At 66.8% G+C, this 24581-nt stretch carries 28 protein-coding genes; 16 read left to right on the top strand and 12 right to left on the bottom strand.

The window, feature by feature from the left end:
- Positions 1-80 precede the first annotated feature (80 nt).
- Positions 81-1211 (top strand): phytanoyl-CoA dioxygenase family protein, encoded by a 1131-nt coding sequence (locus A5781_RS20910; RefSeq protein WP_156624903.1) that lies wholly within the window; start codon positions 81-83, stop codon positions 1209-1211.
- A 5-nt stretch (positions 1212-1216) separates the two neighbouring features.
- Here the strand turns inward: A5781_RS20910 and A5781_RS20905 are convergent, their stop codons facing one another.
- Complete coding sequence (locus A5781_RS20905) at positions 1217-2461, bottom strand: alpha-hydroxy acid oxidase (protein ID WP_067211156.1); 1245 nt, start codon at positions 2459-2461, stop codon at positions 1217-1219.
- Between the two features lie 18 nt (positions 2462-2479).
- On the opposite strand from A5781_RS20905, the gene A5781_RS20900 reads away from it, so the two are divergent.
- A complete protein-coding gene (locus A5781_RS20900) occupies positions 2480-2917 on the top strand; it encodes a DUF1810 domain-containing protein (RefSeq protein ID WP_067211152.1) in 438 nt (145 codons plus the stop codon).
- On the opposite strand, the gene A5781_RS20895 is transcribed toward A5781_RS20900, so the two are convergent.
- From A5781_RS20895 to A5781_RS20885, 3 genes are read right to left on the bottom strand one after another with little or no spacing between them, the layout of a single operon-like run.
- Entirely contained in the window at positions 2903-4210 is a 1308-nt protein-coding gene (locus tag A5781_RS20895; RefSeq protein WP_067211149.1) for an alpha-amylase family protein, read from the bottom strand. The genes A5781_RS20900 and A5781_RS20895 overlap by 15 nt on opposite strands.
- A gap of 4 nt (positions 4211-4214) precedes the next feature.
- Positions 4215-4751, bottom strand: a complete 537-nt coding sequence (locus A5781_RS20890) for an alkyl hydroperoxide reductase (protein ID WP_067211146.1) — start codon at positions 4749-4751, stop codon at positions 4215-4217.
- 28 nt (positions 4752-4779) lie between these two features.
- Positions 4780-5367, bottom strand: a complete 588-nt coding sequence (locus tag A5781_RS20885) for a peroxiredoxin (protein WP_067211143.1) — start codon at positions 5365-5367, stop codon at positions 4780-4782.
- 104 nt (positions 5368-5471) lie between these two features.
- Here A5781_RS20885 and A5781_RS20880 point away from each other — a divergent pair, with 104 nt between their 5' ends.
- Genes A5781_RS20880 through A5781_RS20865 form a run of 4 tightly spaced genes read left to right on the top strand, consistent with a single transcriptional unit; the run spans position 5472 to position 8359 of the window.
- The gene (locus A5781_RS20880) at positions 5472-6407 is read left to right on the top strand and encodes a hydrogen peroxide-inducible genes activator (protein ID WP_067211139.1); all 936 of its coding nucleotides are present in this window, start codon (positions 5472-5474) and stop codon (positions 6405-6407) included.
- A 27-nt stretch (positions 6408-6434) separates the two neighbouring features.
- Positions 6435-7145, top strand: coding sequence for an EthD domain-containing protein (locus A5781_RS20875; protein WP_067211136.1), 711 nt, complete (start codon positions 6435-6437; stop codon positions 7143-7145).
- Complete coding sequence (locus tag A5781_RS20870; RefSeq protein ID WP_067211133.1) at positions 7142-7585, top strand: TIGR03618 family F420-dependent PPOX class oxidoreductase; 444 nt, start codon at positions 7142-7144, stop codon at positions 7583-7585. Before A5781_RS20875 ends, A5781_RS20870 begins: the two co-directional genes overlap by 4 nt.
- A gap of 18 nt (positions 7586-7603) precedes the next feature.
- Positions 7604-8359 carry an enoyl-CoA hydratase/isomerase family protein gene (locus tag A5781_RS20865; RefSeq protein ID WP_067211129.1) on the top strand — a complete coding sequence of 252 codons (756 nt, stop codon included), beginning with the start codon at positions 7604-7606 and terminating at the stop codon, positions 8357-8359.
- Here A5781_RS20865 and A5781_RS20860 read toward each other — a convergent pair.
- Positions 8356-8541 carry a bacterioferritin-associated ferredoxin gene (locus tag A5781_RS20860; RefSeq protein WP_067211126.1) on the bottom strand — a complete coding sequence of 62 codons (186 nt, stop codon included), beginning with the start codon at positions 8539-8541 and terminating at the stop codon, positions 8356-8358. The two genes, A5781_RS20865 and A5781_RS20860, sit on opposite strands and share 4 nt — an antisense overlap.
- Before the next feature lie 356 nt (positions 8542-8897).
- On the opposite strand from A5781_RS20860, the gene bfr reads away from it, so the two are divergent.
- The 10 genes from bfr (at position 8898) to A5781_RS20810 (ending at position 18830) form a co-directional block, all read left to right on the top strand.
- Positions 8898-9377, top strand: coding sequence for a bacterioferritin (gene bfr / locus A5781_RS20855; RefSeq protein ID WP_066954691.1), 480 nt, complete (start codon positions 8898-8900; stop codon positions 9375-9377).
- Between the two features lie 138 nt (positions 9378-9515).
- Positions 9516-11048, top strand: a complete 1533-nt coding sequence (locus A5781_RS20850; RefSeq protein WP_067211123.1) for an adenylate/guanylate cyclase domain-containing protein — start codon at positions 9516-9518, stop codon at positions 11046-11048.
- Between the two features lie 101 nt (positions 11049-11149).
- Positions 11150-13216: an MDR family MFS transporter gene (locus A5781_RS20845; RefSeq protein ID WP_067211120.1), complete on the top strand. Its 2067-nt coding sequence runs from the start codon at positions 11150-11152 to the stop codon at positions 13214-13216.
- A gap of 29 nt (positions 13217-13245) precedes the next feature.
- Complete coding sequence (locus A5781_RS20840) at positions 13246-13740, top strand: carboxymuconolactone decarboxylase family protein (protein WP_067211117.1); 495 nt, start codon at positions 13246-13248, stop codon at positions 13738-13740.
- Between the two features lie 46 nt (positions 13741-13786).
- The gene (locus A5781_RS20835; protein WP_067211113.1) at positions 13787-14668 is read left to right on the top strand and encodes a TIGR03854 family LLM class F420-dependent oxidoreductase; all 882 of its coding nucleotides are present in this window, start codon (positions 13787-13789) and stop codon (positions 14666-14668) included.
- Positions 14669-14709: 41 nt separating this feature from the next.
- A complete protein-coding gene (locus A5781_RS20830; protein ID WP_067211110.1) occupies positions 14710-16062 on the top strand; it encodes a glutamine synthetase family protein in 1353 nt (450 codons plus the stop codon).
- A gap of 11 nt (positions 16063-16073) precedes the next feature.
- Positions 16074-17177: an amidohydrolase family protein gene (locus A5781_RS20825; protein ID WP_067211236.1), complete on the top strand. Its 1104-nt coding sequence runs from the start codon at positions 16074-16076 to the stop codon at positions 17175-17177.
- A gap of 31 nt (positions 17178-17208) precedes the next feature.
- Complete coding sequence (locus tag A5781_RS20820; protein ID WP_067211107.1) at positions 17209-18042, top strand: lysophospholipid acyltransferase family protein; 834 nt, start codon at positions 17209-17211, stop codon at positions 18040-18042.
- Positions 18042-18476: an SRPBCC family protein gene (locus A5781_RS20815; protein ID WP_067211103.1), complete on the top strand. Its 435-nt coding sequence runs from the start codon at positions 18042-18044 to the stop codon at positions 18474-18476. Before A5781_RS20820 ends, A5781_RS20815 begins: the two co-directional genes overlap by 1 nt.
- 105 nt (positions 18477-18581) lie before the next feature.
- Complete coding sequence (locus tag A5781_RS20810) at positions 18582-18830, top strand: DUF3761 domain-containing protein (protein ID WP_067211233.1); 249 nt, start codon at positions 18582-18584, stop codon at positions 18828-18830.
- A gap of 170 nt (positions 18831-19000) precedes the next feature.
- Here A5781_RS20810 and A5781_RS20805 read toward each other — a convergent pair whose 3' ends face one another.
- The 7 genes from A5781_RS20805 to A5781_RS20775 all read right to left on the bottom strand — a co-directional run bounded on the left by A5781_RS20805 (position 19001) and on the right by A5781_RS20775 (position 24576).
- Positions 19001-19990, bottom strand: a complete 990-nt coding sequence (locus A5781_RS20805; protein ID WP_067211099.1) for a DMT family transporter — start codon at positions 19988-19990, stop codon at positions 19001-19003.
- Between the two features lie 33 nt (positions 19991-20023).
- Positions 20024-20215 (bottom strand): hypothetical protein, encoded by a 192-nt coding sequence (locus A5781_RS20800; RefSeq protein WP_067211094.1) that lies wholly within the window; start codon positions 20213-20215, stop codon positions 20024-20026.
- 708 nt (positions 20216-20923) lie between these two features.
- Positions 20924-21367 (bottom strand): limonene-1,2-epoxide hydrolase family protein, encoded by a 444-nt coding sequence (locus tag A5781_RS20795; protein WP_067211091.1) that lies wholly within the window; start codon positions 21365-21367, stop codon positions 20924-20926.
- A 78-nt stretch (positions 21368-21445) separates the two neighbouring features.
- Complete coding sequence (locus A5781_RS20790) at positions 21446-22777, bottom strand: cytochrome P450 (protein ID WP_067211087.1); 1332 nt, start codon at positions 22775-22777, stop codon at positions 21446-21448.
- Between the two features lie 52 nt (positions 22778-22829).
- Positions 22830-23249, bottom strand: coding sequence for a lipoprotein LpqH (locus tag A5781_RS20785; protein WP_067211084.1), 420 nt, complete (start codon positions 23247-23249; stop codon positions 22830-22832).
- Positions 23250-23262: 13 nt separating this feature from the next.
- On the bottom strand, positions 23263-24096 hold the full coding sequence (locus A5781_RS20780; RefSeq protein ID WP_067211080.1) for an SDR family oxidoreductase: 834 nt from the start codon (positions 24094-24096) through the stop codon (positions 23263-23265).
- A gap of 6 nt (positions 24097-24102) precedes the next feature.
- A complete protein-coding gene (locus A5781_RS20775) occupies positions 24103-24576 on the bottom strand; it encodes an SRPBCC family protein (protein ID WP_197504002.1) in 474 nt (157 codons plus the stop codon).
- Positions 24577-24581 lie beyond the last annotated feature (5 nt).

Below are 24581 nucleotides of genomic sequence, written 5' to 3'. Positions count from 1 at the left end.
GGGCGCCGGTTTGTTCCCCTCCGCGGCTCCGCGGCGGGTAAGTGGTGGCTATCACGTTGGCGGTCTTGGATAATCGGCCCGTGCCGCTGACGCGCCCCGCCCTGACCGCCCTCGACCCGGATGTCCTGGAATCCGCGGCCAGAGATCTCGCTTCCGCCGGCGCCATCACCTTCCTCGTCGACGACGATGCCGTCACCTATGCCGTCGATGGCCCGACGATCCGCGTCGGCGAGGGGCAGCGCACCGGAGATGCCGTCGTGCGGCTGTCCCGACGGGCGTGGGAGGACATGGTTGGCCAGATCCGCACGGTCATCAACCTCCTGCTCAGCGACGAGTTGTCCTTCGAGCGGGGCGGGTTCGACCAGCTGGCGGACTGGGACCCGGTCCTGCGCTACCTGCACGCCGGCGTCCCGCCGTACGATCCGGCCCGCGCCGACCTGAAGGGGCGCGACCCGCTCGCCGCATTCACGCTCGACGCGGACGACGCCGAGTTGTCCGCACAGCTGCAGTCCATGGGCTACCTGCACGTCAGGGGCGTATTCGACGCCGATGAGATGCGGGCCGCCAACCGCGAGGTCGACCGCCTCGCGGCCCAGGCCCGGCCGGGGGATGACCGTTCGTGGTGGGTCACCGACGAGGACGGCGGCAGCGTGCTGTGCAGGTTGGTCTACGCAACGCTGCGCTCGCCCGTCCTCGCCGCCTTGGAAAACGATCCCAGGGTGTCCAGGCTGGGCACCCTCATCAATCCCGCGCTGCGCCCCGCACCCGACCGGATGGAAGGCAGCGCGGTGTTGCTCAAAGTGCCAGGCAACACCAGCGGGCTGTCCAACATCCCCTGGCATCAGGACTGCGGCATGGGTGGGCACGCTCTCATGTGCCCCGCGGTCAGCATCGGCATTCAACTGACCGGCTCGGACGCCTCGACCGGCAACCTTCAGGTGGTGCCGGGCAGTCACGGTCAGGCGATTCACTACCGCTGGGAGCATCGGCTCCAACGGGTCCCGGTGGTGAGCATCGACACCGCCCCCGGCGACGTGACCGTCCACGTCCAGGACCTGATGCACGCCTCACCCCGGCCGACCGGTGCCGGCGGCCGGCGCACGATGTACGTCACTCACTACCCGCCGCAACTCTTCGAACACGTCGGGCCCGGCGAGGCCTTCAACGACCTGGTGCGTAACCGCACGGAACACGTCGCCCGCCTGCAGTAGCGCCGTCACGCGGGCGGTTCGACAGGCCCCAGGCGTTGCAGTTGCGTGACGTGTTTGGGCGAGAGCTCCTCGAGACAGGTGACACCTAACAGACGCATGGTGCGGATCACGCCTTGGGAAAGAATTTCGATCGCACGGGCGACGCCGGGTTCGCCGCCGGCCATCAGCCCGTACAGGTAGGCCCGTCCGACGAGCGTGCACCGCGCGCCCAGCGCGATCGCCGCCACGATGTCGGCGCCCGACATGATGCCGGTGTCCAGCAGGATCTCGGTGTGTTTGCCGACCTCACGCGAGACCGAGGGCAGCAGGTGGAAGGGCACTGGGGCCCGATCCAGTTGGCGCCCACCGTGATTCGACAACACGATGCCGTCGACGCCGCGATCGACGACGGCGCGGGCGTCGTCGAGCGTCTGGATGCCCTTGACCACCAACTTGCCCGGCCACTGGGCCTTGATCCACTCCAGGTCATCGAAGGTGAGGCTGGGGTCGAACATGGTGCTCAGATACTCGGCGACGGTTCCCGGCCAGCGGTCCAGCGACGCGAACGCCAGCGGCTCGGTGGTCAACAGGTCGAACCACCATTTCGGGTGGGGCACCGCATCCAGGACGGTGCGCAATGTCAGCGTCGGCGGGATCGTCATCCCGTTGCGGTTGTCGCGCAGCCGGGCGCCGGAGACCGGGACGTCGACAGTGGCCAGCAGGGTGTCGAACCCCGCATCGGCGGCGCGCTGGACGAGCGCCATCGAGCGTTCCCGGTCGCGCCACATGTAGAGCTGAAACCACTTCCTGCCCTGGGGAACAGCGGTCACCAGGTCCTCGATCGCGCAGGTGCCGAGCGTGGACAGCGAGAACGGAATGCCTGCCTTGGCCGCCGCCGCGGCGCCGGCGATCTCGCCCTCGGTGTGCATCAGTCGGGTGAAGCCGGTGGGCGCGATGCCGAGTGGCAGGACCACCGGCTGGCCCAGCACATTCCAGCCGGCGGTGACGTTGCTGACATCACGCAGGATGGTGGGGTGAAACTCGATGTCGCGGAACGCTTGCCGGGCTCGCTGGATGGAAAGCTCGTCCTCGGCGGCGCCGTCGGTGTAGTCGAACGCCGCCTTGGGCGTGCGGCGTTTGGCGATGCGGCGCAGATCTTCGATCGTGTGCGCGGCGTCGAGGCGGCGCTTGGTCGCGTCGAATTGCGGTCGCTTGAACTGGATCAGCGGCGCGAGGTCGCGCACCTTGGGCACTCGTCGTTTGACCGCCATATGTGCAACCGTAGTCACATGGAATCGGCGAGCGACCCCTTCGACCTCCAGCGCTTCGTCGACGCGCAGGCCCCGGTGTACCGCAACGTGGTCGAAGAGCTGCGCTCCGGTCGTAAACGCAGTCACTGGATGTGGTTTGTCTTCCCGCAGTTATGCGGCCTGGGCGGCAGCCCGACCGCGGTGCATTACGGCATCTCCTCGCTCGAGGAGGCGCGTGCCTACCTGGGCCATGAGCTGCTCGGCCCGCGGTTGCGTGAGTGCGCCCGGTTGGTTGACGCGGTGCAGGGCCGATCGGTCGCGGACATCTTCGGCTCGCCCGACGACCTCAAGCTGCGGTCGTCGATGACGCTGTTCGCCCGCGCCGCGGACGACAACGAGGAATTCCTCGCGGTCCTCGACAAGTACTACGACGGCCGGCAGGACCAGCTGACTCTGGAACGCCTAGGCCGGGCTTAAGATCCGCCACCCGTGCGGTTCCACGACCAGCGCGTCCACCACCTCTTGCGGCGGGGCTGACGAACCGCCGATGACCCGCCGGTGGGACGTGCCCAGTTCCGACAGCCCCACGCGCATCGGCTCGTCGTCGATGTTGAGCGCGACCAGCAGCGCGTCGTCGCCGCTGCGGGTCTCGTACAGGTAATGCCGGTTTTCCAGCCGCAGCGCGGTGGTCGAGGCCCGGTGCAGCCACGGGTGACGACGGCGCAGCCCGACCAGGAACTGGTGCAGCGCCCACATCTGGGTGCCGAACGCATCCAATTTCATTGGGGGAGAGCCGAACTCGGGGCGCACCGCGTCGTCCCCGCCGTAGCGCTCCTCCTTGACGCCGCGGAGTCCCAGTTCGTCGCCCGCGTACACGCTGGGCACGCCGCCGACGGTCAACAGGATCACCAGCGCGTGCGCCACGTGCTCGGGGCGGTCGAGCCGGCTGGCGATGCGGGTGACGTCGTGGTTGCCGATGAAAGTGAGCGGGGCAAAGCTGGCCAGGAGCTCGCCATGCCGCTGCAGCGCCCAGTCCAGCTCGAAGAAGTTGCCGTCGTTGAGGCTGCTCCAGATCGCCTTCCACAGCTCGTACTGGGTGGCCGAGTCGAACGTCGCAGCCCGCACGACGGCGGCGTAGTCGCCGTGGATGAGCTCGCCGACGAACCACGCCTCGGGGAAGCGCTCGCGCACCCGGGGGAGTGTCGAGGCCCAAAACCGTTCCGGCACCGTGTAAGCCGCGTCGAGTCGCCAGCCATCGGCGCCGCGTTCCAGCCAGTGCGCCATCACGTCCGCGGTGTAGTCGACCACTTCGGGGTTGTCGTGGTTGAGCGTGATCAGCTCCGCGTGACCCTCGAACGTGTGAAAGCGTCCCGGGCGCCCGCGAAACCAGCGCGCTGCGGCCTCGTCGTTCGGCGCCTCCTGGTAACGGGGGAAATCCACGCCGACGTGATTGAACACGCCGTCGAGCAGGATGCGCAGGCCACGGCGACGGGCCTCGGCGACGAGGTGGTCGAAATCGGCGTCGTCACCGAGCCGGGGGTCGATGCGGTAGTGGTCGGTGGTGTCGTAACCATGGGTGCGCGAGGCGAAGATCGGGCCCAGCGCAACGCCGGACGCGCCCAGTGCGATGGCGTGGTCGAACCAGTCGACGAGCCGCCGCAGCCGGTGTTCTCCCGGCCGCGGCGGCTCCGACGAAGGAAAGGCGCCGACGAACCCCAGCGGATAGACCTGCCACCAGATCGCGTGTGCTATCCAGGCTGGTGCCGTCACTGCGTCAGCCGACGGTGGCCAGCGTCTGGGAGGCGACAATCGCTTGTGCCACGCCGGAAATGATGGCCGCGGCCTTCAGCGCCTCCTGGATGGTCTCCCGGGTGACTCCCGCCTCGCGCAGCGTGTGTTCGTGGGAGGCCACGCAGTCCGGGCATCCGTTGATCGATGACACCGCGAAGGACCACAGCTCGAAGTTCGCCTTCTCCACGCCGGGATTGGCGATGATGTTCATCCGCAATCCCGCACGCAGGTCGTCGTACTTGCCGTCGAGGAAGCCCCGGCCACGATAGAACACGTTGTTCATGCCCATGATCGATGCGGCTCCCAGCGCCGCGTTGTACGCCTCGGCGGACAGGATGTCGGCCGCCTCGGCACCGATCTCGGTGATTACCTGAGTGTTTCGCGTCGCCGCGGCGCTCGCCAGCAGGGTGCCCCACAGCTGCTCCTCGTTGAGCTCGGTCGTGCGCGTGATCGAGCCGAGGTTGAGCTTGAGGTCCTTGGCGTACTCGGGCAGCGCTTCCTTGAGGTTTTCTACGCTCATCTCGCCTCCCTGTTCAGACCCTACGCGACTAAGCCGAGGCCTTGAGCAGCTCGGCGGCATTCAGCGTCGGGTCACCCTTGCGCCAGTTGCAGGCGCACAGCTCGTCGGACTGCAGGGCGTCGAGGACCCGCAGCACTTCCTCGACGTTGCGTCCCACGGATCCGGCGGTGACCGAAACGAATTGAATCTCGTTGTTGGGGTCCACCAGGAAGGTCGCCCGGTCGGCGACGCCGTCGGCGTTGAGAACGCCGGTGGCCAAACTCAGCTCACGCTTGATATCCGAGAGCATGGGGAAGGGCAGCTTCTTCAGGTCTTCGTGCTGCGCGCGCCAGTTGAAGTGCACGAATTCGCTGTCGATCGAGACGCCCAGGACCTGCGCGTCGCGGTCCTCGAACTCGTCGTTGAGCTTGCCGAACGCGGCGATCTCGGTCGGGCACACGAAGGTGAAGTCCTTGGGCCAAAAGAACACAACGCGCCACTTGCCTTCGTGGTCCTCGTTGGTGACGGTGGCGAAGTAGTCCTCGGGCTGCTTGGCGTCGACCTTGGACAAATCGCCCGCGATCAACGCGGTGAGCTCGTAGGCGGGAAACTGGTCGCCGATGGTCAGCAAAGGCATGGCTCTCCTAATTTGGATTCACTCAAGATTAGCTTATTCATTGCCCATGGTGCCCGTTCACCCGGGTTGAAGTAAAGGTGATATCTCCCACTACACTTATCGGTATGCCCGATAAGATTTATCAGCCGACTATCGCTGGCCTCCGCGCGTTCGCCGCGATCGCCGAGAAGCGTCAATTCAGCAGCGCCGCAACCACTCTTGGGGTCAGACAGTCCACATTGTCGCAGGCACTCGCGGCGCTGGAGACCGGGCTCGGCACCCAGCTCATCGAGCGCTCGACGCGGCGTGTCCTGCTGACGACGGAGGGCACGGAGCTGCTGCCGCGCGCACAGGCCGTCATCGAGGCGGTGGACGCGTTCACCGCCGCCGCCGCGGGGTCATCCGATCCGCTGCGGGGCGGGATGCGGCTGGGACTGATCCCGACGGTCGCGCCCTACGTCTTGCCGACCGTGCTGGCCGGCCTGGCCGAGCAGTTCCCCGGAATGACGTTGCGGGTGACCGAAGACCAGACCGAACGGCTGATGACGGTATTGCGCGAGGGTGCGCTCGATGCGGCGCTCATCGCCCTGCCCGCCGACGCCCGCGGCGTCACCGCGATCCCGATCTACGACGAGGATTTCGTCCTCGCCCTACCGCCCGGACATCCGCTGTCGGGAAAGCGGCGGGTTCCGGCGACGGCACTGGCCGACCTGCCACTGTTGCTGCTCGACGAGGGACACTGCCTGCGCGATCAGGCGCTGGACGTGTGCCACAAGGCGGGCGTGCGAGCGGAGCTGGCCAATACCCGGGCGGCGTCGCTGGCCACCGCGGTGCAGTGCGTAACCGGCGGCCTGGGGGTGACGCTGATCCCGCAGAGTGCGGTGCCGGTCGAGGCGACGAGAACCCGCCTGGGCCTGGCGCGGTTCGCCGCGCCCCGCCCCGGACGGCGCATCGGTTTGGTGTACCGCTCGTCGAGCGGCCGTGACGAGTCCTACCGGCAATTGGCGGACATGATCGGCAGATTGATCAGCGACGAACATCCCGTCCGGCTGGTCAAATAGCGCGGCCGGCGCAGGTAGGTTCTGCCTATGGAAAAGGTCATCGCCGTCCTCATGCGTTCCGATTCGGACGAAGAGTGGTGCGCCCGCCAACGTGGCCCGGTCGCCGGCGCCCTGTTGGAATTGGGTCTGCCGGGGTTGTCGGTCAACGTCCGCGACGACGCCGTGCGCCAGTCGCTGATGACTCTCACGACGCTGGATCCGCCGGTCGCTGCGGTGGTGAGCATGTGGACCCAACAGTGCTACGGCGAGCAGATGTCCGCAGCGCTGGCCCTGCTCGAGGCCGAATGCGAACAACTCGCCGCCTATCTGGTGACCGAGTCGGTCCCGCTCAGAGCACCGGTAATCGAATCTGGTTTTCGCACAGCGGGATTGGCCAATATCGCGCTGCTGCGCCGGCCCGCCGGCCTGGACCGGGAGAGCTGGCTGACCCGGTGGCAGCGCGACCACACCTCCGTGGCCATCGAGACGCAGGCGACCTTCGGCTACACCCAGAACTGGGTGGTGCGCACCCTAACCCCGGACGCACCGGGAATCGCGGGCATCGTCGAAGAGTTGTTCCCACAGGAGGCGATCACCGATCTCAAGGCGTTCTTCGGTGCCGCCGACGACAACGACCTGCAGGACCGACTGGGCCGAATGGTCACCAGCACCACGGCGTTCGGCGCCAACGAAAACATCGACACCGTCCCCACCAGCCGCTACGTCTTCAAGACACCGTTCATCGAGGAACTCTTATGACAACTCTTCGCGACGCCGTGGCGTTGGCCGCCGCGGAAAATGGCCTGGCGGTGGTGTCCACCGTTCGGGCCGACGGAACGGTGCAGGCTTCGTTGGTCAACGTCGGTTTGTTGCCGCACCCGGAGAGCGGCGAGGAGGTGCTGGGCTTCACCACCTACGGCAAGGTCAAATTGGCCAACCTCCGGGCTCGACCGCAGCTGGCGGTCACCTTCCGCAAGGGATGGCAGTGGGCGACCGTCGAGGGCCGCGCCGAGCTCGCCGGCCCCGAGGACACGCGGCCATGGCTGACTACGGACGACCAGCTGCGGCTGTTGCTGCGTGAGGTTTTCACCGCCGCGGGCGGCACCCACGACGACTGGGACGAGTACGACCGCGTGATGGCCCGGGAGCGCCGCGCCGTCGTGCTGATCGCGCCCACCCGCGTCTACAGCAACGGCTGACGTCGTTAGGCTGCAGCCGTGACGCTGCAGATCAATGACGAAAAGCGGGTGCGCACCCTCACGCTGAACCGGCCCGAGGCGCTGAACGCATTCAACGAAGCCCTGTACGACGCGACCGCCGAAGCGCTGTTGGCCGCTGCCGACGACCCCGAGGTGGCCGTGGTGCTGCTGACCGGCGCGGGCCGCGGCTTCAGCGCCGGTACCGACCTCGCCGAGATGCAGGCCCGCATCACCGATCCGGATTTCACTCCGGGCAAGCACAGTTTCGTCGGACTGATCGACGCCCTCAGCACGTTCCCCAAGCCGCTCATCTGCGCGGTCAACGGTGTGGGCGTGGGCATCGGCGCCACCATCTTGGGCTACGCCGATCTGGCCTTCATGTCGTCGACGGCCCGCCTCAAGTGTCCGTTCACCAGCCTGGGGGTGGCGCCGGAAGCGGCCTCGTCGTATCTGCTGCCACAGCTGGTGGGCCGGCAGAACGCCGCCTGGCTGTTGATGTCCTCGGAGTGGGTCGATGCGGACGAGGCGTTGCGGATGGGCCTGGTCTGGCGGGTCTGCGATCCCGAGGAGCTGTTGCCCGAAGCCCGCCGGCACGCGGAAGTCCTTGCTGGAAGGCCCATTTCGAGCCTGATGGCGGTCAAGCACACGATGATGGAACCGGTGCGTCCGGAGATCGCGGCGGCCATCGCGCGGGAAAACGCCCACTTCGCCGAGCTGATGGGCGCACAGGCCAATGCGGCTGCCCTGGCGGACTTCAACAAAGCCCGGGGCTAAAGCGACGGAGCGGTCTCGAGACTTGCCGACGCGGCGATGATCGCCCGCAGGGTCCTCTTGCAGCGCCCGCAGTCGCCACCGGCCCCGCACGCGGCCGCGACCTCTTTGGAGGTGGAAGCACCGCGCGCGACCACTTCGGACACCGTGTGGTTGGTGACGCCGACACACAGGCACACGTACATCAGCGCATCCCCTGCATGCTGGCGACATTCCCTTCGTCGACGGCGTGGCCAAGCGAGCGCACTTCGTCCTCCCTCTCGGGGTCCCGTGTCATCGGGATTTGAAGAAGTAGTACCGAACCGAGACTGTTATTAGTTGAGTCTAACCTAAGTTCGTTAGCGCAGTCTAACCTTAGTCGCTAGCAACGTGCCCGACGCGGGCCGCAAGCAACACACACTGAGCACAGCCATACCTTGCTGGAAGATTGCCACCCGTCGTGGCAAAGTGCGGGTACGGCCCGGCACGGTGCGGTCAGCCCGCGCACCCGGCCCGGAGCCATGAAATGACCACCGTTTCACGTCACCGTAGGGGAGTGATCATGCAAGGGGATCCGGATGTTTTGCGCCTGCTCAACGAGCAGTTGACCGGCGAGCTCACCGCGATCAACCAATATTTCCTGCACTCCAAGATGCAGGACAACTGGGGATTCACCGAGCTCGCCGAGCACACCCGGGCCGAGTCCTTCGACGAGATGCGGCACGCCGAGGCGATCACCGATCGCATCCTGCTGCTCGACGGGCTGCCCAACTACCAGCGCCTGTTCTCGCTGCGCATCGGCCAGACGCTGCGCGAGCAGTTCGAGGCCGACCTGGCCATCGAGTACGAGGTGATGGACCGGCTCAAGCCCGGCATCATCATGTGCCGCGAGAAGCAGGACAGCACGAGCGCCAATCTGCTGGAAGAGATCGTGGCCGACGAGGAAAAGCACATCGACTACCTCGAGACGCAGCTGGAGCTGATGGACAAGCTCGGCGTGGAGCTCTACTCGGCGCAGTGCGTCTCGAGGCCGCCGAGCTAACACCGCTCAGGCCCAGCGGCCGGACGCCCGATTCCGCTCGGACGAGATTGCCGCGCGGCTACCCGAGCAGACGGTGGCGCGAGATAGCTGCGCGTTCAAACCCGGATGGCAAGGTGGCCAGCGGATTAGTCTCCCGGCATGGACCGAATCTGGCAGTGGGCGTGGGATCGATGCCGGACGCGGTACTCGTGGGCGATCTATGCGGTCAGCCTCGCGGAGTTGCTGCCGGTCTACCTCTTCTTTGCGCTTCTCATCGTCGCCTTCGAAAAATCTGATCGCTACCTCGAGGCGGCAGCGCTGACCGTTGGCATCGTGCCGGTGATGATGTACGTGACCAATCTTCCCGGACTGGGCGCGACCCGTCTGGTGGAGCGATGGGCAGCCGGGCGTGAGGTCGATCGGGCGAGGGCGCTGGAGGCCACCTACGCCTGGAGCCGGACGGCCGGGCCGCGAGGGGTGGCGGCCAACGCTGCTTTCATCGCGGTGCTGTTCCTGCTGGTGGGTGCGATCGCCGGGGGAACCGGGTCACGATTGGTCCAGTACGGCATCCTGGGCGCCGCCACAGGAATTTCGGTGGTGCTGATCGCCGTGCACAGCTACCCGGAAGGGGCGCTGCGGCCCGCCAGGGTCGCTCTCGCCGGCGACACAGGAATGGGTGAGATCCTGCCCCGGTCTCGCCCGACTTTCGCCGCGTGGTCAAACCTGACCGTGCTTGCGGCCGCGTTCATCTTCGCTGTCGCGGGCGCGATGTTTGCGGTCGCGATCGACCGAGTTCGGGAGGTTCCCGTGCTGGTGGTCGTAATCGCCTGTGGGTTAGTGCTTTTCTTCGCGGTGCCGATCACTGTCGGCGCCTCATTCTCACCGTCGCTCCAACCCCTTCGCGATCTTGCCGAAGGAACCGAACGTGTTGCGGCCGGTGACTACAGCCAGCGCCTGCCGGTGGTCCAGGACGACGATCTTGGCGCGTTGTCGGCATCGTTCAACCGGATGCAGGCCGGTTTGGCTGAGCGGCAACGACTCCACGCGGCCTTCGGCACTTATGTCGACCCAGCGCTGGCGGCGCGCCTGCTGGAGCAGGGTGACGATGTGTTCACCGGAGACCGGCGCCAGGTGACCGTGATGTTCGTCGACATCCGCGACTTCACGCCGTTCGCCGAGGCGAATACCGCCGAAGACACGGTGGCCCGCCTCAATGCCCTGTTCGAGATCGTGGTGCCTGCCGTCGTGGCCGCCGGCGGGCACGTCAACAAGTTCCTTGGCGACGGCGCACTGGCGGTCTTCGGTGCGCCGAACGATCTCGCGAATCATGCCGACGCCGCGGTGAGCGCCGCGGCGCTGATTCACCGCGGTGTCGCCGAAAGATTCGGCGGCACACTTCGAATCGGCATCGGCATCAACACCGGCGTGGTGATCGCCGGCACCATCGGCGGCGGAGGCAAGCTCGAGTTCACCCTGATCGGTGACACCGTCAACGTCGCTGCCCGCGTGGAGCAGCTCACCAAGACCACCGGCGACGCCATCCTTCTCACCGAGCAGTCCGTCAATGCCATGGGTTCTCGACCACCCGCACTAATCGATCGCGGATCGCACGCCCTGAAAGGGAAGTCAGCCGCTGTGCAGGTCTTCGGCCTCGGGCAAGAGGCCAGCGCCCGTGTTGATTCCACTGGCTAGAGGAGGTGGACCAAACCCCGGGACCACTTCGCTGCCGCGGTTAGATTGCCTTTGGTTAACCGTGGGCATCCCTGAGCAACGGTTGCCGACGGAAGGCAGGCATGACGAGCCCGACAGCAATTCGCGGCGGTTCATCGACGGACGCCGCGCCCAGCGGCGCGCTGGTCGACCCGCAGCGACGCAATTTCATCTTCGTGGCGATCCTGCTCGGCATGCTGATGGCCGCGCTGGACCAGACGATCGTGGCGACCGCGTTGCCAACCATCGTCGCCAATCTTGGTGGCGCAGGCCATCAATCGTGGGTGGTCACCAGCTACCTGCTCGCCTCGACCATCATCACCGCCCTCGTCGGCAAGTTCGGTGACCTCTTCGGCCGCAAGCGGGTGTTCCAGGCGGCCGTTGTGTTCTTCGTCGCCGGATCGGTGCTGTGTGGGCTTTCGAGCTCGATGGGCATGCTGGTCGCGTCGCGTGCGCTGCAGGGCATCGGCGGCGGCGGGCTCATGGTGACCGCCATGGCGCTGATCGGCGAGGTGATCCCACTGCGGGATCGCGGCCGCTACCAGGGTGCGATGGGTGCAGTATTCGGCGTCACCACCGTGATCGGTCCCTTGCTCGGCGGCTACTTCACCGACCATTTCACCTGGCGCTGGGCGTTCTGGATCAACGTGCCGATCTCGGTCGTGGTCTTCTTCGTGGCGGCTGCCGCCATCCCGGCGCTGTCCGACCGCACCAAACCGGTCATCGACTACACCGGCATCCTGCTCGTCGGCCTGGGCGCCTCGGGGCTGACACTGGCCACCAGCTGGGGCGGGACCACCTACCCGTGGGGATCGCCCATGATCATCGGCCTGTTCGTCGGCTCGGTGATCGCGTTGTGCGTCTTCGCCTGGGTGGAAAGCCGGGCCGCCGCGCCGATCTTGCCGACCCGGCTGTTCGGCAGTCCGGTGTTCACGGTGTGCTGCGTCCTGTCCTTCGTGGTCGGTTTCGCGATGCTGGGCGCCCTGACGTTCTTGCCGACGTACATGCAGTTCGTCGACGGCGTCTCGGCCACCACGTCGGGCCTGCGCACGTTGCCGATGGTGATCGGGATGCTGACCACCTCGATGGGCAGTGGTGTCATCGTCGGCCGCACGGGCAGATACAAAGTCTTTCCCGTCGCCGGCACCGCCGTCATGGCGGTGGCGTTCTTTCTGATGTCGCGGATGGACCCGTCGACATCGGTTTTGGTTCAATCGCTGTTCCTTGTCATCCTCGGCGCCGGGATCGGCATGTGCATGCAGACCCTTGTCCTGATCGTGCAGAACACCGTGGGCTTCGAAGACCTCGGCGTCGCGACCTCCGGCGTCACCTTCTTCCGCACGATCGGCAGCTCGTTCGGCGCAGCCATCTTCGGTTCGCTGTTCACGAACTTCCTGCACAGCAGGATCGGCCCGGCAATGGTGGCCAGCCGCGCGCCAGCCGCGGCCGCCGCGTCGCCGGAGGCGTTGCACCGGTTGCCCCGCCAGGCGGCCGCTCCGATCGTCGCCGCCTACGCCGAGTCGCTCACCCACGTGTTCCTCTGGGCGGTTCCGGTCGCGCTGGCGGGTTTCGCCCTGGCGTTGTTCCTGCGGGAGGTTCCGTTGCGGGAAATGCATGACAGCACAATCGATCTCGGCGATGCATTCGGCATGCCGAACACCGAGACACCGGATCAGATGCTGGAGGGCGCGGTCGAACGCATGCTGCGCGGCGTGCCCGGCATGCGATTGCGCAGCATCGCCATGCGACCCGACTGCCGACTCGACGTGGCCGGCTTGTGGGGTGTCCTGCGCATCAACCGCTACGGGGAGATGTATGGCACGGCCCGGCTCACCGACATCGCCGACTACCTACGGATACCGTTCGAGGTCTTGGAGCCCACGTTTTCGCGCCTGATCGCGACCGGATACGCCCGGGGCGACGGCGACCAGATGTGGCTGACCCCCGCGGGGGCCCAGCAGGTGGAATACGTGCACACGCTGCTGGTGGGCTGGCTGGTCGACAAGCTCGCCCGGTCACCGGGATTCGACGGAAGACCGGATCGTCGCGTGGTCGAAGCGGCGCTGAATCGAGTCGCGGGCCGCGTTCTCGCGCAACGGGACTGGAACGACGACCGTCCCACCACGAAGATCCCGGTGCCCGCACCCTGAAACGGGCGCTCCGGGCGTACCATCACGCCATGAGCCGAATCGGAACATTTGCCGACGACGACCTGGCCGGCTGGTTTGTGAAATCCCCGGACATCGGCGGCGCGCTTGGCGGTTTCAGCAACGCGGTCTACACCAAGAACCGGCTGCCGCTGCGCACCCGCGAACTGGCCCGCGCGGTGATCGCCCACCGCAACGAATGCGTCGTCTGCGTCAACACCCGCGACGAGGACGGGCCCGCCGCCGGAGTCGATGAAGAGTTGTATGACCACGCCCGGGAGTGGCGCACCTGGCCCGGCTACAGCGAGCAGGAGCGGCTGGCCGCCGAGTTCGCGGACCGATTCGCCAGCGATCACACCGCCCTGCGCGACGACGAGGACTTCTGGAGCCGTTGCTCCGAGCACTTCTCCGACGAGCTGCTGGCCGACTTGGCCCTGTCGTGCGCGCTATGGGTCGGCATGGGTCGAGTGTTGCGGACCCTCGATATCGGCCAAGCCTGCAAGCTGACCATTCCCAGCCGGGCATAGCCGCTCCCGTGGGCACAAACCGGGGCACCACGGTGTTGCTCCACGGGTGAAGATTCGCTTCGGCGTCGGCCTGGGTGCGGATACCGCCCCGGATCGGTTGGCCCCCATCGTGGATCGGCTGGAGTCCAGCGGGGTGGATTCGCTGTGGTTCTCGGAGCTGGTCTACTCCCCGGCGGTCGATCCGGTGGTCGGCATGGCCTACGCCCTCGCCCGGACGACCCGGTTGAAGGTCGGCACCTCGGTGGCTGTGCTTCCCGGGCGGCATCCGGTACTGGTCGCCAAACAACTGGCGTCGTTGGCGGCCGTCGCGCCGAAGCGGGTCCTTCCCGTCTTCGGTCTGCGGTCGGCGATTCCGGCCGAACGCGAGGTGTTCGTGGTCCCCGACGGAGAGCGGGCCGCGGTGTTCGATGAGTCGCTGCGGGTGCTGCGCTCGGCGCTGGCCGAGGATTCGGCCAGCTACACCGGCCGATATTTCACGGTCAACGAGGCTTCCGTCATGCCGAGGCCGAACCCGCCGCTGGATATCTGGTTGGCCGGTTCGGCGCCGGGGGCCTTTCGGCGGATCGGCGCGCTCGGCGACGGCTGGCTGGGCAGTTTCCTGACCCCCGAAGAGGCCCGGGCCGGCCGTGAGGCGATCGAATGCGCCGCGGCGCAAGCGGGCCGGCAGATAGACCCCGACCATTTCGGGATCTCATTGGCCGTGGCAGAGGGCGACCTGGCCTCGGAGCTGGCCGCGGCGGCCCGGAAGCGTCGTCCCGACGTTGACCCCGCCGAGCTGATCGCCGCCGGATGGGATCGCCTGCACCGCCAACTCGACGCCTACATCGATGCGGGTTTGACGAAATTCGTCATCCGGCCGGCGGGCGGCACTTCCATCGACGGCTTCCTCGATCGGTTCGTCACCGAGCTGGTCGCCCGCCAGAACTGAATTCGTCAGCCAGGGCGGCTCGAGGCTGCACAATGACTGCCATGACCGGCACACCGCTTGCGGCCGCGGGGATCGCCCAGCTCGAGGCCGAGGGCGTCGACACCGTCATCGGCACCGTCGTGAATCCCGCCGGGCTCACCCTGGCCAAGACGGTTCCGATCCGTCGGACCAACGCGTTCGCGGATCCAGGTCTCGGCGCCAGCCCCTCGTGGCACGCCTTCGCGATCGACCAGAGCGGCATCGCCTTCACGCCCGATGTCGGCGTCATCGGGGACCAGCGCCTGCGCATCGACGTGTCGGCCCTGCGCATCGTCGGCGACGGGCTGGCGTGGGCACCCGCCGCGTTTCTCGAGCAAGACGGCACGCCCGTTCCCGCCTGCGCACGCGGCACGCTGGGCCGGGTCGAAGCCGCGCTCACCGAAGCCGGGATCGAGGCGGTGATCGGGCACGAGGTGGAATTCCTCTTGGTCGCGCCCGACGGCGGCCGCCTCCCGTCGACGTTGTGGGCGCAGTACGGCCTCGCCGGCATCCTCGAGCACGAAGCGTTTGTCCGGGACGTCACCCGGTCGGCGGGGGCGGCTGGCATCGCGATCGAGCAGTTTCACCCCGAGTACGGCGCCAACCAGTTCGAACTCTCCCTGGCGCCACAATCCCCGGTGGCCGCCGCCGACCAACTGGTGCTGTTGCGGCTCGTCGTCGGGCGGGTGGCCCGCCGCCACGGGGTTCGCATCAGCCTCTCACCCGCGCCCTTCGCGGGCGGCGTGGGTTCCGGTGCCCACCAACATTTCTCGCTGACAGCGCCGGATGGCCCGCTGTTCTCCGACGGCGCCGGCGCCCACGGCATGACGCCAGCGGGGGAGAGCGCGGTGGCGGGGCTGGTCGGCGGACTGCCGGCGGCGCAGGGCTTGTTGTGCGGGTCGATCGTGTCCGGCTTGCGGATGCACCCCGGCAACTGGGCCGGCGCGTACGCGTGCTGGGGGACCGAGAACCGCGAGGCGGCGGTGCGGTTCATCACGGGCGGGCCCGGCAACCCGCGCGGCGGGAACGTCGAAGTCAAGATCGTCGACCCCTCCGCCAACCCGTACCTGGCGTCGGCGGCGATCCTGGGGCTGGCGCTCGATGGAATCAAACGTCAGGCGGCGTTGCCACCGGAGATCACGATCGACCCGGCGACCCTGTCCGATTCCGACCGCGAGCGCGACGATGTCGTCAGCCTCGCCAGGGGGCAGACCGAAGTGATTGCGGCACTGGATAATTCAGTGCTGCTGCGAGACATTCTCGGCGATCCGGCGGTCGACATGGTGGTCGCCGTACGCCGCCTGGAACACGAGCGGTACGGCGACCTCGACACCGAGGAACTGGCGGACAAATTCCGGATGGCCTGGAGCCTGTGACGGGGCACGCGATGACGTCCGACGCCCTGGCGCTGCACATCGGTGAAGTGAGGCTGATCGATCAACACGTCCACGGTTGCTGGTTGACGGCGGGGGATCGGCAACGGTTCGAGAACGCGCTCAACGAGGCCAACACCGAACCCATCGTGGGGCCGGGGTTCGACTCACAACTCGGCTTCGCCGTGCGCGCGCACTGCGGTCCAATCCTAGGGCTGGCCAAACACGTTGACCCACAATCGTATTGGGAGCATCGTGGCCAGTTCAGCGAGGCCGAGTTGGCCCGGATGTTCCTGCCGGCCGCGGGAGTGAGCGACTGGTTGGTGGACACCGGGATTGACGCCGGCACCGCCGGCCCGGCCGGCATGGCCGAACTGTCCGGCGGCCGCGCTTACGAGGTGATTCGCCTCGAGCAGATCGCCGAACAGGCCGCGCAGGCGCCGGGAGACTATGCGGCGGCCTTCGAGGACATTTTGCGGCGGCGCGCGGCGACGGCGGTCGGCACGAAGTCGATCCTGGCCTACCGGGGCGGGTTCGACGGCGACCTGACCGAGCCGTCGCCGTCGCAGGTCGCCGAGGCGGCCGCCCGGTGGCGCGACCGCGGCGGCACCCGGTTACAGGATCGGGTGCTGCTGCGTTTCGGGTTGCATCAGGCGCTGCGGCTGGGCAAACCCCTGCAATTCCATGTCGGCCTCGGCGACCGCGACTGCGATCTGCACAAGACCAACCCGCTGCTGTTGCTCGACTTCCTGCGGCAGTCCGGGGACACCCCGATCGTCCTGCTGCACTGCTACCCCTACGAGCGCGAGGCGGGATATCTGGCACAGGCCTTCAACAACGTCTACCTCGACGGTGGGCTGAGCGTGAACCAGCTGGGCGCGCGGTCGGTGGCCTTCATCGCCCGGCTGCTGGAGCTGGCCCCCTTCCGCAAGATCCTCTACTCCTCGGACGGGTTCGGCCCCGCGGAACTGCACTTCCTCGGCGCGGCCCTGTGGCGCACCGGCATTCATCGCGTATTGCGGGACTTCGTGGTCAACGACGACTGGAGCGAGAGCGACGCCATCCGGGTGGTCGACCTGATCGCTCACCACAACGCCGCAGGTCTCTACCGCGTTTGACTCCCGGTGAAGCCGGGGTATACGGCCGATCATGGCGACCGCGAAGGGCGTCTTGGAGTGGGCCCGCGACAAGGTCGTGTCGTGGGTACCCAAGGCAGACCTCGACCAGCGCGACCCGGACTACATCCGCGACCAGCTCCCGGGCACCTGGCTGCTCGCGTCGTTCTATTTCCGGGCGGACGTGCGGGGCCTGGATCGCATTCCGGCCGAGGGGCCGGTGCTGCTGGTCGGCAATCACAGCGGCGGTAACGTGCCGCCCGACACGTTCGTCTTCACACTGGCCTTCTGCTCGTACTTCGGCGTCGAGCGGCCCTTCTACCAGTTGGCCCACAACCTCGTGGTGTCCGCACCGCCACTGGGCTGGCTGCGCAAATTCGGCACCGTTGCCGCCAACCCCGAAAACGCGCGTCTCGCACTGGATTCCGGCGCCGCGCTGCTGGTCTATCCCGGCGGCGACTACGAGGTGTTCCGGCCTTCGTGGGAACGCCACAAGGTCGACTTCGGCGGGCGCATGGGCTACGTCAAGCTCGCTCGCGAGGCCGGGGTGCCGATCGTGCCCGTCGCCAGCGTCGGCGGGCAGGAAAGCGCGTTGTTCCTCAACCGCGGGCAGTGGTTGGCCAAGCTGCTGATGGCGGACAAGTTGCTCCGGCTCAAAAGCATCCCGATATCGCTGGCGCTGCCCTGGGGTCTCAACGTCAGCGACCTGGCGGGCCATATCCCGTTGCCCACCAAGATCGTGATCGAGGTCCAACACCCGATCGAGGTCGATGGCGACGACCAGGCGGTGCACGACAAGGTGATGGCCAGCCTGCAGGGCGGCGTTGACCGGCTGGCCGCCGAGCGGCGATTCCCGGTGATCGGCTGATGCGCGTCGAACGCCGCTGCGTCATCAACGCCGACCGTTCCGCGGTCTGGAAGATCGTCAGCGACCCGGACTGCTACCCGTCGTTCATGACGAACCTGGAGCGCTGGGAGGCTTCGAACGACAAACCCGCCGGCGTCGGTGCGCGCTACACCGTCCACTGGAAGATCGGCTCCGTCCCGGTCGGGGGACTCATCGAAGTGGTCGAGTTCGACGACGACCGCGACCTGGCCTTCGTGGGCCTCACCGGCATCACCCTGCGCGGGCGGATCCGGCTGCGCGACGCGCGCGACGGCCGTACGAAGGTGACGTTCCGCCTGTCGTATCAGGCACCCGGCGGGCTGCTCGGGTACATCGCGGACCGGATCGCCGTGCGCCAGGTGGGACGCACGCTCGCCGGGACCCTGAAGCGCCTCAAGACGCTGGCCGAGTCGTAGCCAATATTTCCAATTTCCGGTGTGATCAACCGCCGCGCGGCTTACGCTCCGATCGACGAATCGGGCAACGTCACCAAACTTCGAACAAGAAAGGGGTTTGGGAGCATGTTGCTCCGAGCAACTCTTGTCGCCGCGGTCATCGCCGCCGCCGCCGGTGGTTTCGCCGCCCCGGCCTACTCGTCGCCCGAGTGCTACACAGCCAGTTCCGGCGACTGCGTCCCGTATCCCCAACACGGCGGCTCGCAGCCGCAGGGCGCCACCGCGCAATGTGCGGATGGAAGCTGGTCGTTCAGCGAACACCCGCATGCCAGCGGCACCTGCCACGGCCACGGCGGCGTCCAACAGTACTTATAGCGGTTGGCGACGTCGGCGCTGAGCAAGGCGCTGTGATGGTCGACATACGAGGGGTGACCATCCAAGCGACGTAAGCGCCGATGTCGCCGAATCCGTTGCAGCCCAAAATGTTTCCCGACGCCCGAGCACAGTGCTCGGACCAAGGTTGTGGCGTCGAAGACCAGGGTGACTCATGCGGCACGACAGCTGCGCTCGCCAAGAATAGGTGTCGATGGCACCGCGGACCCAAACGTTACGCGCGGCCGGGTTAGTGTCTCGGGCACCGTAGCTTGATCAGAGGTTTCCCCGTTTTGCTCGCTACTGAGCGCCGCCGTATGGGCCTCGCCGCGGGCTAGAGCCACTATCGCGACAATCACCACTATCGCCGCCGACGCCAGGACGATCATGCCCACGCCATCGGCGTTGAGGGTCTCGCCGAGCACCACGATGCCCAGAACCGATGCCACCGCTGGCTTGGCCACGGTCACCGTCGGCATTGAGGCGGTCAGCGCACCAGCGCGAAACGATGACTGCTGAAAGATCATCCCTCCCAACGCCGCCAGTATCCAGACATAGAATTTCGGCGCGCACAGCAGCGCCCCGAAACCATGTCCGGCCGCCGCGACGACGGCTTTCGTTAGCACCGCGAACAGGGCCAGCGACGAACCGGCAACCATCGCCAGCAGTACAGCCGCACGCGGACCGGGCCAAATACGCGCACCCAGGACACAGAAAACCAGTAGCGGACCCAACACCAGGGCCACCACAGCCCAGGTCGTCAGCGACCCCTGCGACTGCCCGGCCTTCGGGTCGCCAACCGTGACGACCACCGCCAATGCGACGGCGAGCACCGTCGCCCACATCCACTGCCGGCGGGTAACCCGCTGATGGGTCAGCCGCGCATAGACCGGCAGGGCGAATAGCAGCGCCGTCACCTGCAGCGCCGTCACCAACATCACCGACCCGACCCCCAGCGCGGCGGCTTGCAGGCTGTAGTTGGCAACGGCCCCCCCGCCGCCAAGCCACCACCGGGCGTCGCGCAACGACATGCGGAACAACTCCCAGTGGCCGACTGGTTCGTCGGTGACCTCATGCGCCGACTGTTGACGGCTCACCGCGCCGATCGCGGATGCCAGCGCGGCGCCCAGGGCGAGCACAACCGCGATATCCGACTTCAACATGGAACCTCCTCAAGATGCCGAGCTCACTTCGGGCTAGACCCCGAAGTAGACGCCGTACCTGCTCGTCGCGAGCGCTTTCAACAGCGACAGGACCAGCCCGGTCCCAGCCAAGGTGCCCAGAGTCACGGTCACGATGACGGCGACGCGGAAGCTCCTGGAGAGCGCCGACCGGAGAGGGTTCTGCTGGTCGACGGCGGTCGACGGGTGGATGTTACGGGCGGTCATGGCATTCTCCTCGTTGACTTCGTTTCGGTCATGTGCGTTGTCGTTGCCTGATTCATGACGAATTCATGAAGGAAATGGTGATGGACAAAGCACTGCTTCCGGAATGACCGGGAAGCCAGATTGGGGTGCCTCTAGGGATAGAGTTTCCTATCCTCTTAGCAAGCATCGCGGGATCGAGTGCAACCAGCGTCGGTTGAGGCGCCCGCCCTGAAGTCGCCAGACGACCGCACCCGAAATCTCCGATTTCGGCGCCGCAGTTACCGTCTCGAGTACCGTCATCCCGCAGCATCGCGAGCGTGACCGCTCGGCGTTGGAGGGCCTCATTGGCCAGACGGACCCGGCGACCACCCAGCAAGCGGATCGGAGGAGATCTCGCCCTCTCCGCCGTGACCGACATACTCGAACGCGGTTGCCCAACCTGCCACGGCGACAACGTGGTTGGGTGCGCTGAAGCGTTTCTCAGTCTGGCTACCTAGCCCTGAACATTGCGCTCGGTCAGTTCTGGGGAGTGCTTGTGCGCTCACACCAGGAGAGAAACGAGTTAATCCCGACAGGTAGGTACTGATAGTGCGAGGGGATCGGTTTCCAGCGGAGGTCCAACTGCCAGCAGGGGACTGACGCAGCGGGATCCAGCAAAGATTCCGTCACATGGCATATAACGCTGTGGGCAACGATTACGCGTCTAAATCCGGGACGAGGACGAGTCTGCTAGACCAAGCTAGTCGCGTCGAAGACCCAGCTGGTGTCGGCCGTCGCGAGGTTTTCGAAGTGGTTCGGGGGAGCGAAGCTGACCAGGCTGTTCATGTCCCAATAGTCCTTCCAGACGGTGACCTTGCCGCCCTCGACCTTATGGACGGTCACGAATCTCAGCACGCCTCGCTCACCCGTCGTGAACGTCCATGTCTCGGAGTGCTCGTACATCACGTCGGCACCGTTGGACAGCAGCACGCCGTCGTGGTTCTCGTAGCCCGCCAGCGGCTCGAGACCCATCTTGAGCCGCTTGACGATGTCTTCCGGTCCGCGCGCCGACAGCGCCGGAACCGGCATGTCGACGTAGAGGCAGTCATCGGACAAAAACGTCTTGACCGCCTCCCAGTCCCGCCGCGAGAGCGCCTGCCATAGCCCGAGGACGACATCCTCGACCGAGATCATAGAAACGTCTGTCATAGCGCAAATAAACTCGGTTGCCGAACCGGTGTCAACAGCGCGGGGATCCCCCGGCACGCCGCGCTAGCCGTCGACGCGAGCCATCGACCGTGCCGGCCCCAGCGCGACCGGCAGCGACGACCAGCCCCGCAGCACCCGCGTGTCGCGCCTGCTTCCGACGCCCGCCGCCCGCACCTCGGGGAAGCGATCGAAGAACGTACGCAGCCCGACTTCGCCCTCGGCACGCGCCAGCGCGGCGCCCAGGCAGAAGTGCCGGCCCCCGGAGAACGCGAGATGCCTTCCCGCGTTAGGCCGTTCGATGTCGAAGCGGTGCGGCTCGTCGAAGACGGACGGGTCGCGGTTGGCGGCGGCCAGATAGACGAGCACCAAGTCGCCACGCTGGAGCCGCTTCCCGGCCAGCTCAACGTCGCCTTGCGCCATCCGCGCGGTCAGCTGTACCGGCGACTCCAGCCGCAGTATCTCCTCAACGGCGTTGGGCCACAGCTCCGGTCGTTCGCGCAGGGTGTCCAGGCGGTCGGGAGCGTCCAGGAGCATACGGATCCCGTTGCCCAGCAGGTTGACCGTCGTCTCGAACCCGGCCGCCAATACCAGCCCGGCGATCGCTTGTAGCTCGTTCTCGTCCAGATATGTTTCGGCGGACCCGCTTTCGGCTATCTGAATCAGCTGGCTCATCAGGTTGTCGCTCGGGGTGCGCCGCAACTGACTGAGATGCTCGCCCAGCCAGGAGCTGAAGCCGGCGAGCCCTCGCTGCACGCTGCGGTATTGCCGCCAGGTCAATCCGATGTCCAGGCTCGGTGCGGCGAGCTCTCCGAACTCCAGGACGCGCGGCCGGTCACGCTCTGGGACGCCGAGGATGTCGCTGATGATCGCGACCGGCAGTTGCGAGCAATACCGGCCCACGATGTCGACGACCTGCGAGGCACCGGACTCGGCGGCCAGCTGATCCAACAGGTCAGCGGCGGTCCGCTCCACGCGAGCGCGCAGCGCGGCGACCGCGCGGGGAGTGAAGACCGCGGACACCGTCTTGCGGTAGCGGGTGTGGTCTGGCGGCTCGACGGCGAGCAGCGACGGTGCGCGAAGCGGATGCAGCAGATCGTCGCGGTTGCGGCGTTCCAGCCAGCGCAGCGGCCCGGGCAGATTCGCCCCGAACACCAGCACGCGGAAGTCGTCGGAACGCAGCAGCTCGTGCGCGAGCGCATGGTCGGCCGTGAGATAACTGACACGACCCTTGAGCAGCGGCCCCGCGGCCCGAAGTTCGTCGTAGAACGGCACCGGATCGGCGGCCACCCCGGGGTCGGCGATCAGCCTGGCGTGCAGGTCACCGCGCCGGACCCCGAGCGTCGCGACGCCACGGATGAAGCCGTGCATCGCCAACCAGTGCAACCGTTCCTTCACCGGCCCTCCATCGATCGATGTCACCGAGCCTATGCCCGGACCTCGGACACCGTCAGCACTCGGCGATGATCTTGAACTCCGTCGTCACCACTTTGTCGGGGTTGCTGCTGTTGATGCCGTAGGCGCTGCCGGTGATCGTGTAGGCGTCGTTGGTGACGTCGGCGCGCGCGTCGCCCACGCCGCCTTCCCAGAAGCTGCCGGTGAATCCGTCGACGTTGCGGATCTTCACCCACTGGGGCATCACCCGGTAGCCACTGGTCAGCACCACGGCCTCGACGCCGCCGTCGCGGTCCTTGATGTCGATGGTGCGGTACTGCTGATTTTGGCTGCACGCCGGAGGGCGGGTGGTGTGAGTGGCGCCGTCGATGGTCAGGCGGGCCGCTTTGCGGGGCGTGGTCTGGGCCTGGCCGCACCCCGCGACGCCGACACCGGCGATCAACACGAAAACCACCGCGATTAACCGGTTTCGCACCGGTTCACCTCCTTCACTGCCGCTTCGGCATCAGCGCGGGTAGGGATTTGACGATGCTGCGTCGCACGAGTTCCGGACTCAGGCCTTTGAAGAAGTCGATCAAGCGAATGCTCTTCGGCACATACCAATGCAACCGCTTCGGGTTGTGGTAAGCCTGCCACGCGGCTTCCGCCACGCTGCTCGCCGGCATCAGCCGGAACAACCCCTTCTTGGGCGCGGTGGCCCGAAGCTCGTCCGCAGTCCTCGGCGCGCCGCCGTCGTTGGAGTGATTCGTCGTCGTGGTCAGGATGGCCGTGTCGATCAGGCCGGGCAGCACGTCGGCGACGCGGACCCCGTGCCGGTGCCACTCGACGCTGAGCGCCTCGGTCAAGCCTTTGACGGCGTGCTTGGTCGACGAATAGACGGCGAGCCGCGGCATGCCGTAGGTGCCCGACGACGATGACGTCGAAAACATCAGGCTGCCAGGCGTTTTCTTGAGGTACGGCAGCGACGCGTAGGCGCCGGTCAGCACCGCTTTGTAGTTGATGTCGACGACTCGCATGGCGGCCTCGTAGGGCACGTCCTCGAACCATCCGCTTTCGCCGATGCCGGCGTTGTTCCACATCATGTCGAGCCCGCCGTCGCTGTTGCCGGCGCAGAAATCGGCGAGGGCACCCTCCAGGGCCGCCTTGTCCGTCACATCGACTTGGCGGGTCCACAACCGGTCGCCGCCGAGTTCTTCCTGCAGCGTCGCCAAGCCGTCGCCGTTGCGGTCCACGGCGCCGACCCGCCACCCCTTGGCGTGGAACAGCTTTGCCCCCTCCCGGCCCATGCCGCTGCCCGCGCCGGTGATGAAGATCGATTTCACGGCGCGTCAGCCGGCCTCGACCACATCTTTGATGCGGTTCAGGGTTTTGGTCATGTCGCGCACGTTGCGTCGCTTACGCAGGAAACCCCCGAGCAGCCAGTAGAGGCCGAGCCATGGGGCCGGGTTGAGCCGGAAAGATTCGGTCACGTCGGTGCCGCCCCCACTGGGCGCCAACCGGTAGTGCCAGTTGTTGACCGCCCGATCGCCGAGCAGCACCGCGAACCCGAATTCGCGGCCGGGCTCACACGCGGTCACCTCACACGTCGTCCAATACACCGGGCCGATCTCGTTACGCCGAACATGACCACGGAATTTCGCGCCGAGGGCCGGGCCACTCGCGTCGCCCAGCCATTCGGCCTCGAACACTTCGGGGGAGAACCGGCCGATGTTGCGAACGTTTGCGATGAGATCCCAGATCTTGTCCGCAGACGCCGCCATGTGAACAGTCGCCGAACCTTCCATGGCCTGATCCAAACACAGCTTGC

Origin of the sequence: Mycobacterium sp. 852002-30065_SCH5024008, assembly GCF_001665645.1 — a bacterium.
GTDB lineage: Bacteria > Actinomycetota > Actinomycetes > Mycobacteriales > Mycobacteriaceae > Mycobacterium > Mycobacterium paraffinicum.
This window is presented reverse-complemented; position numbering and strand designations above follow the sequence as displayed.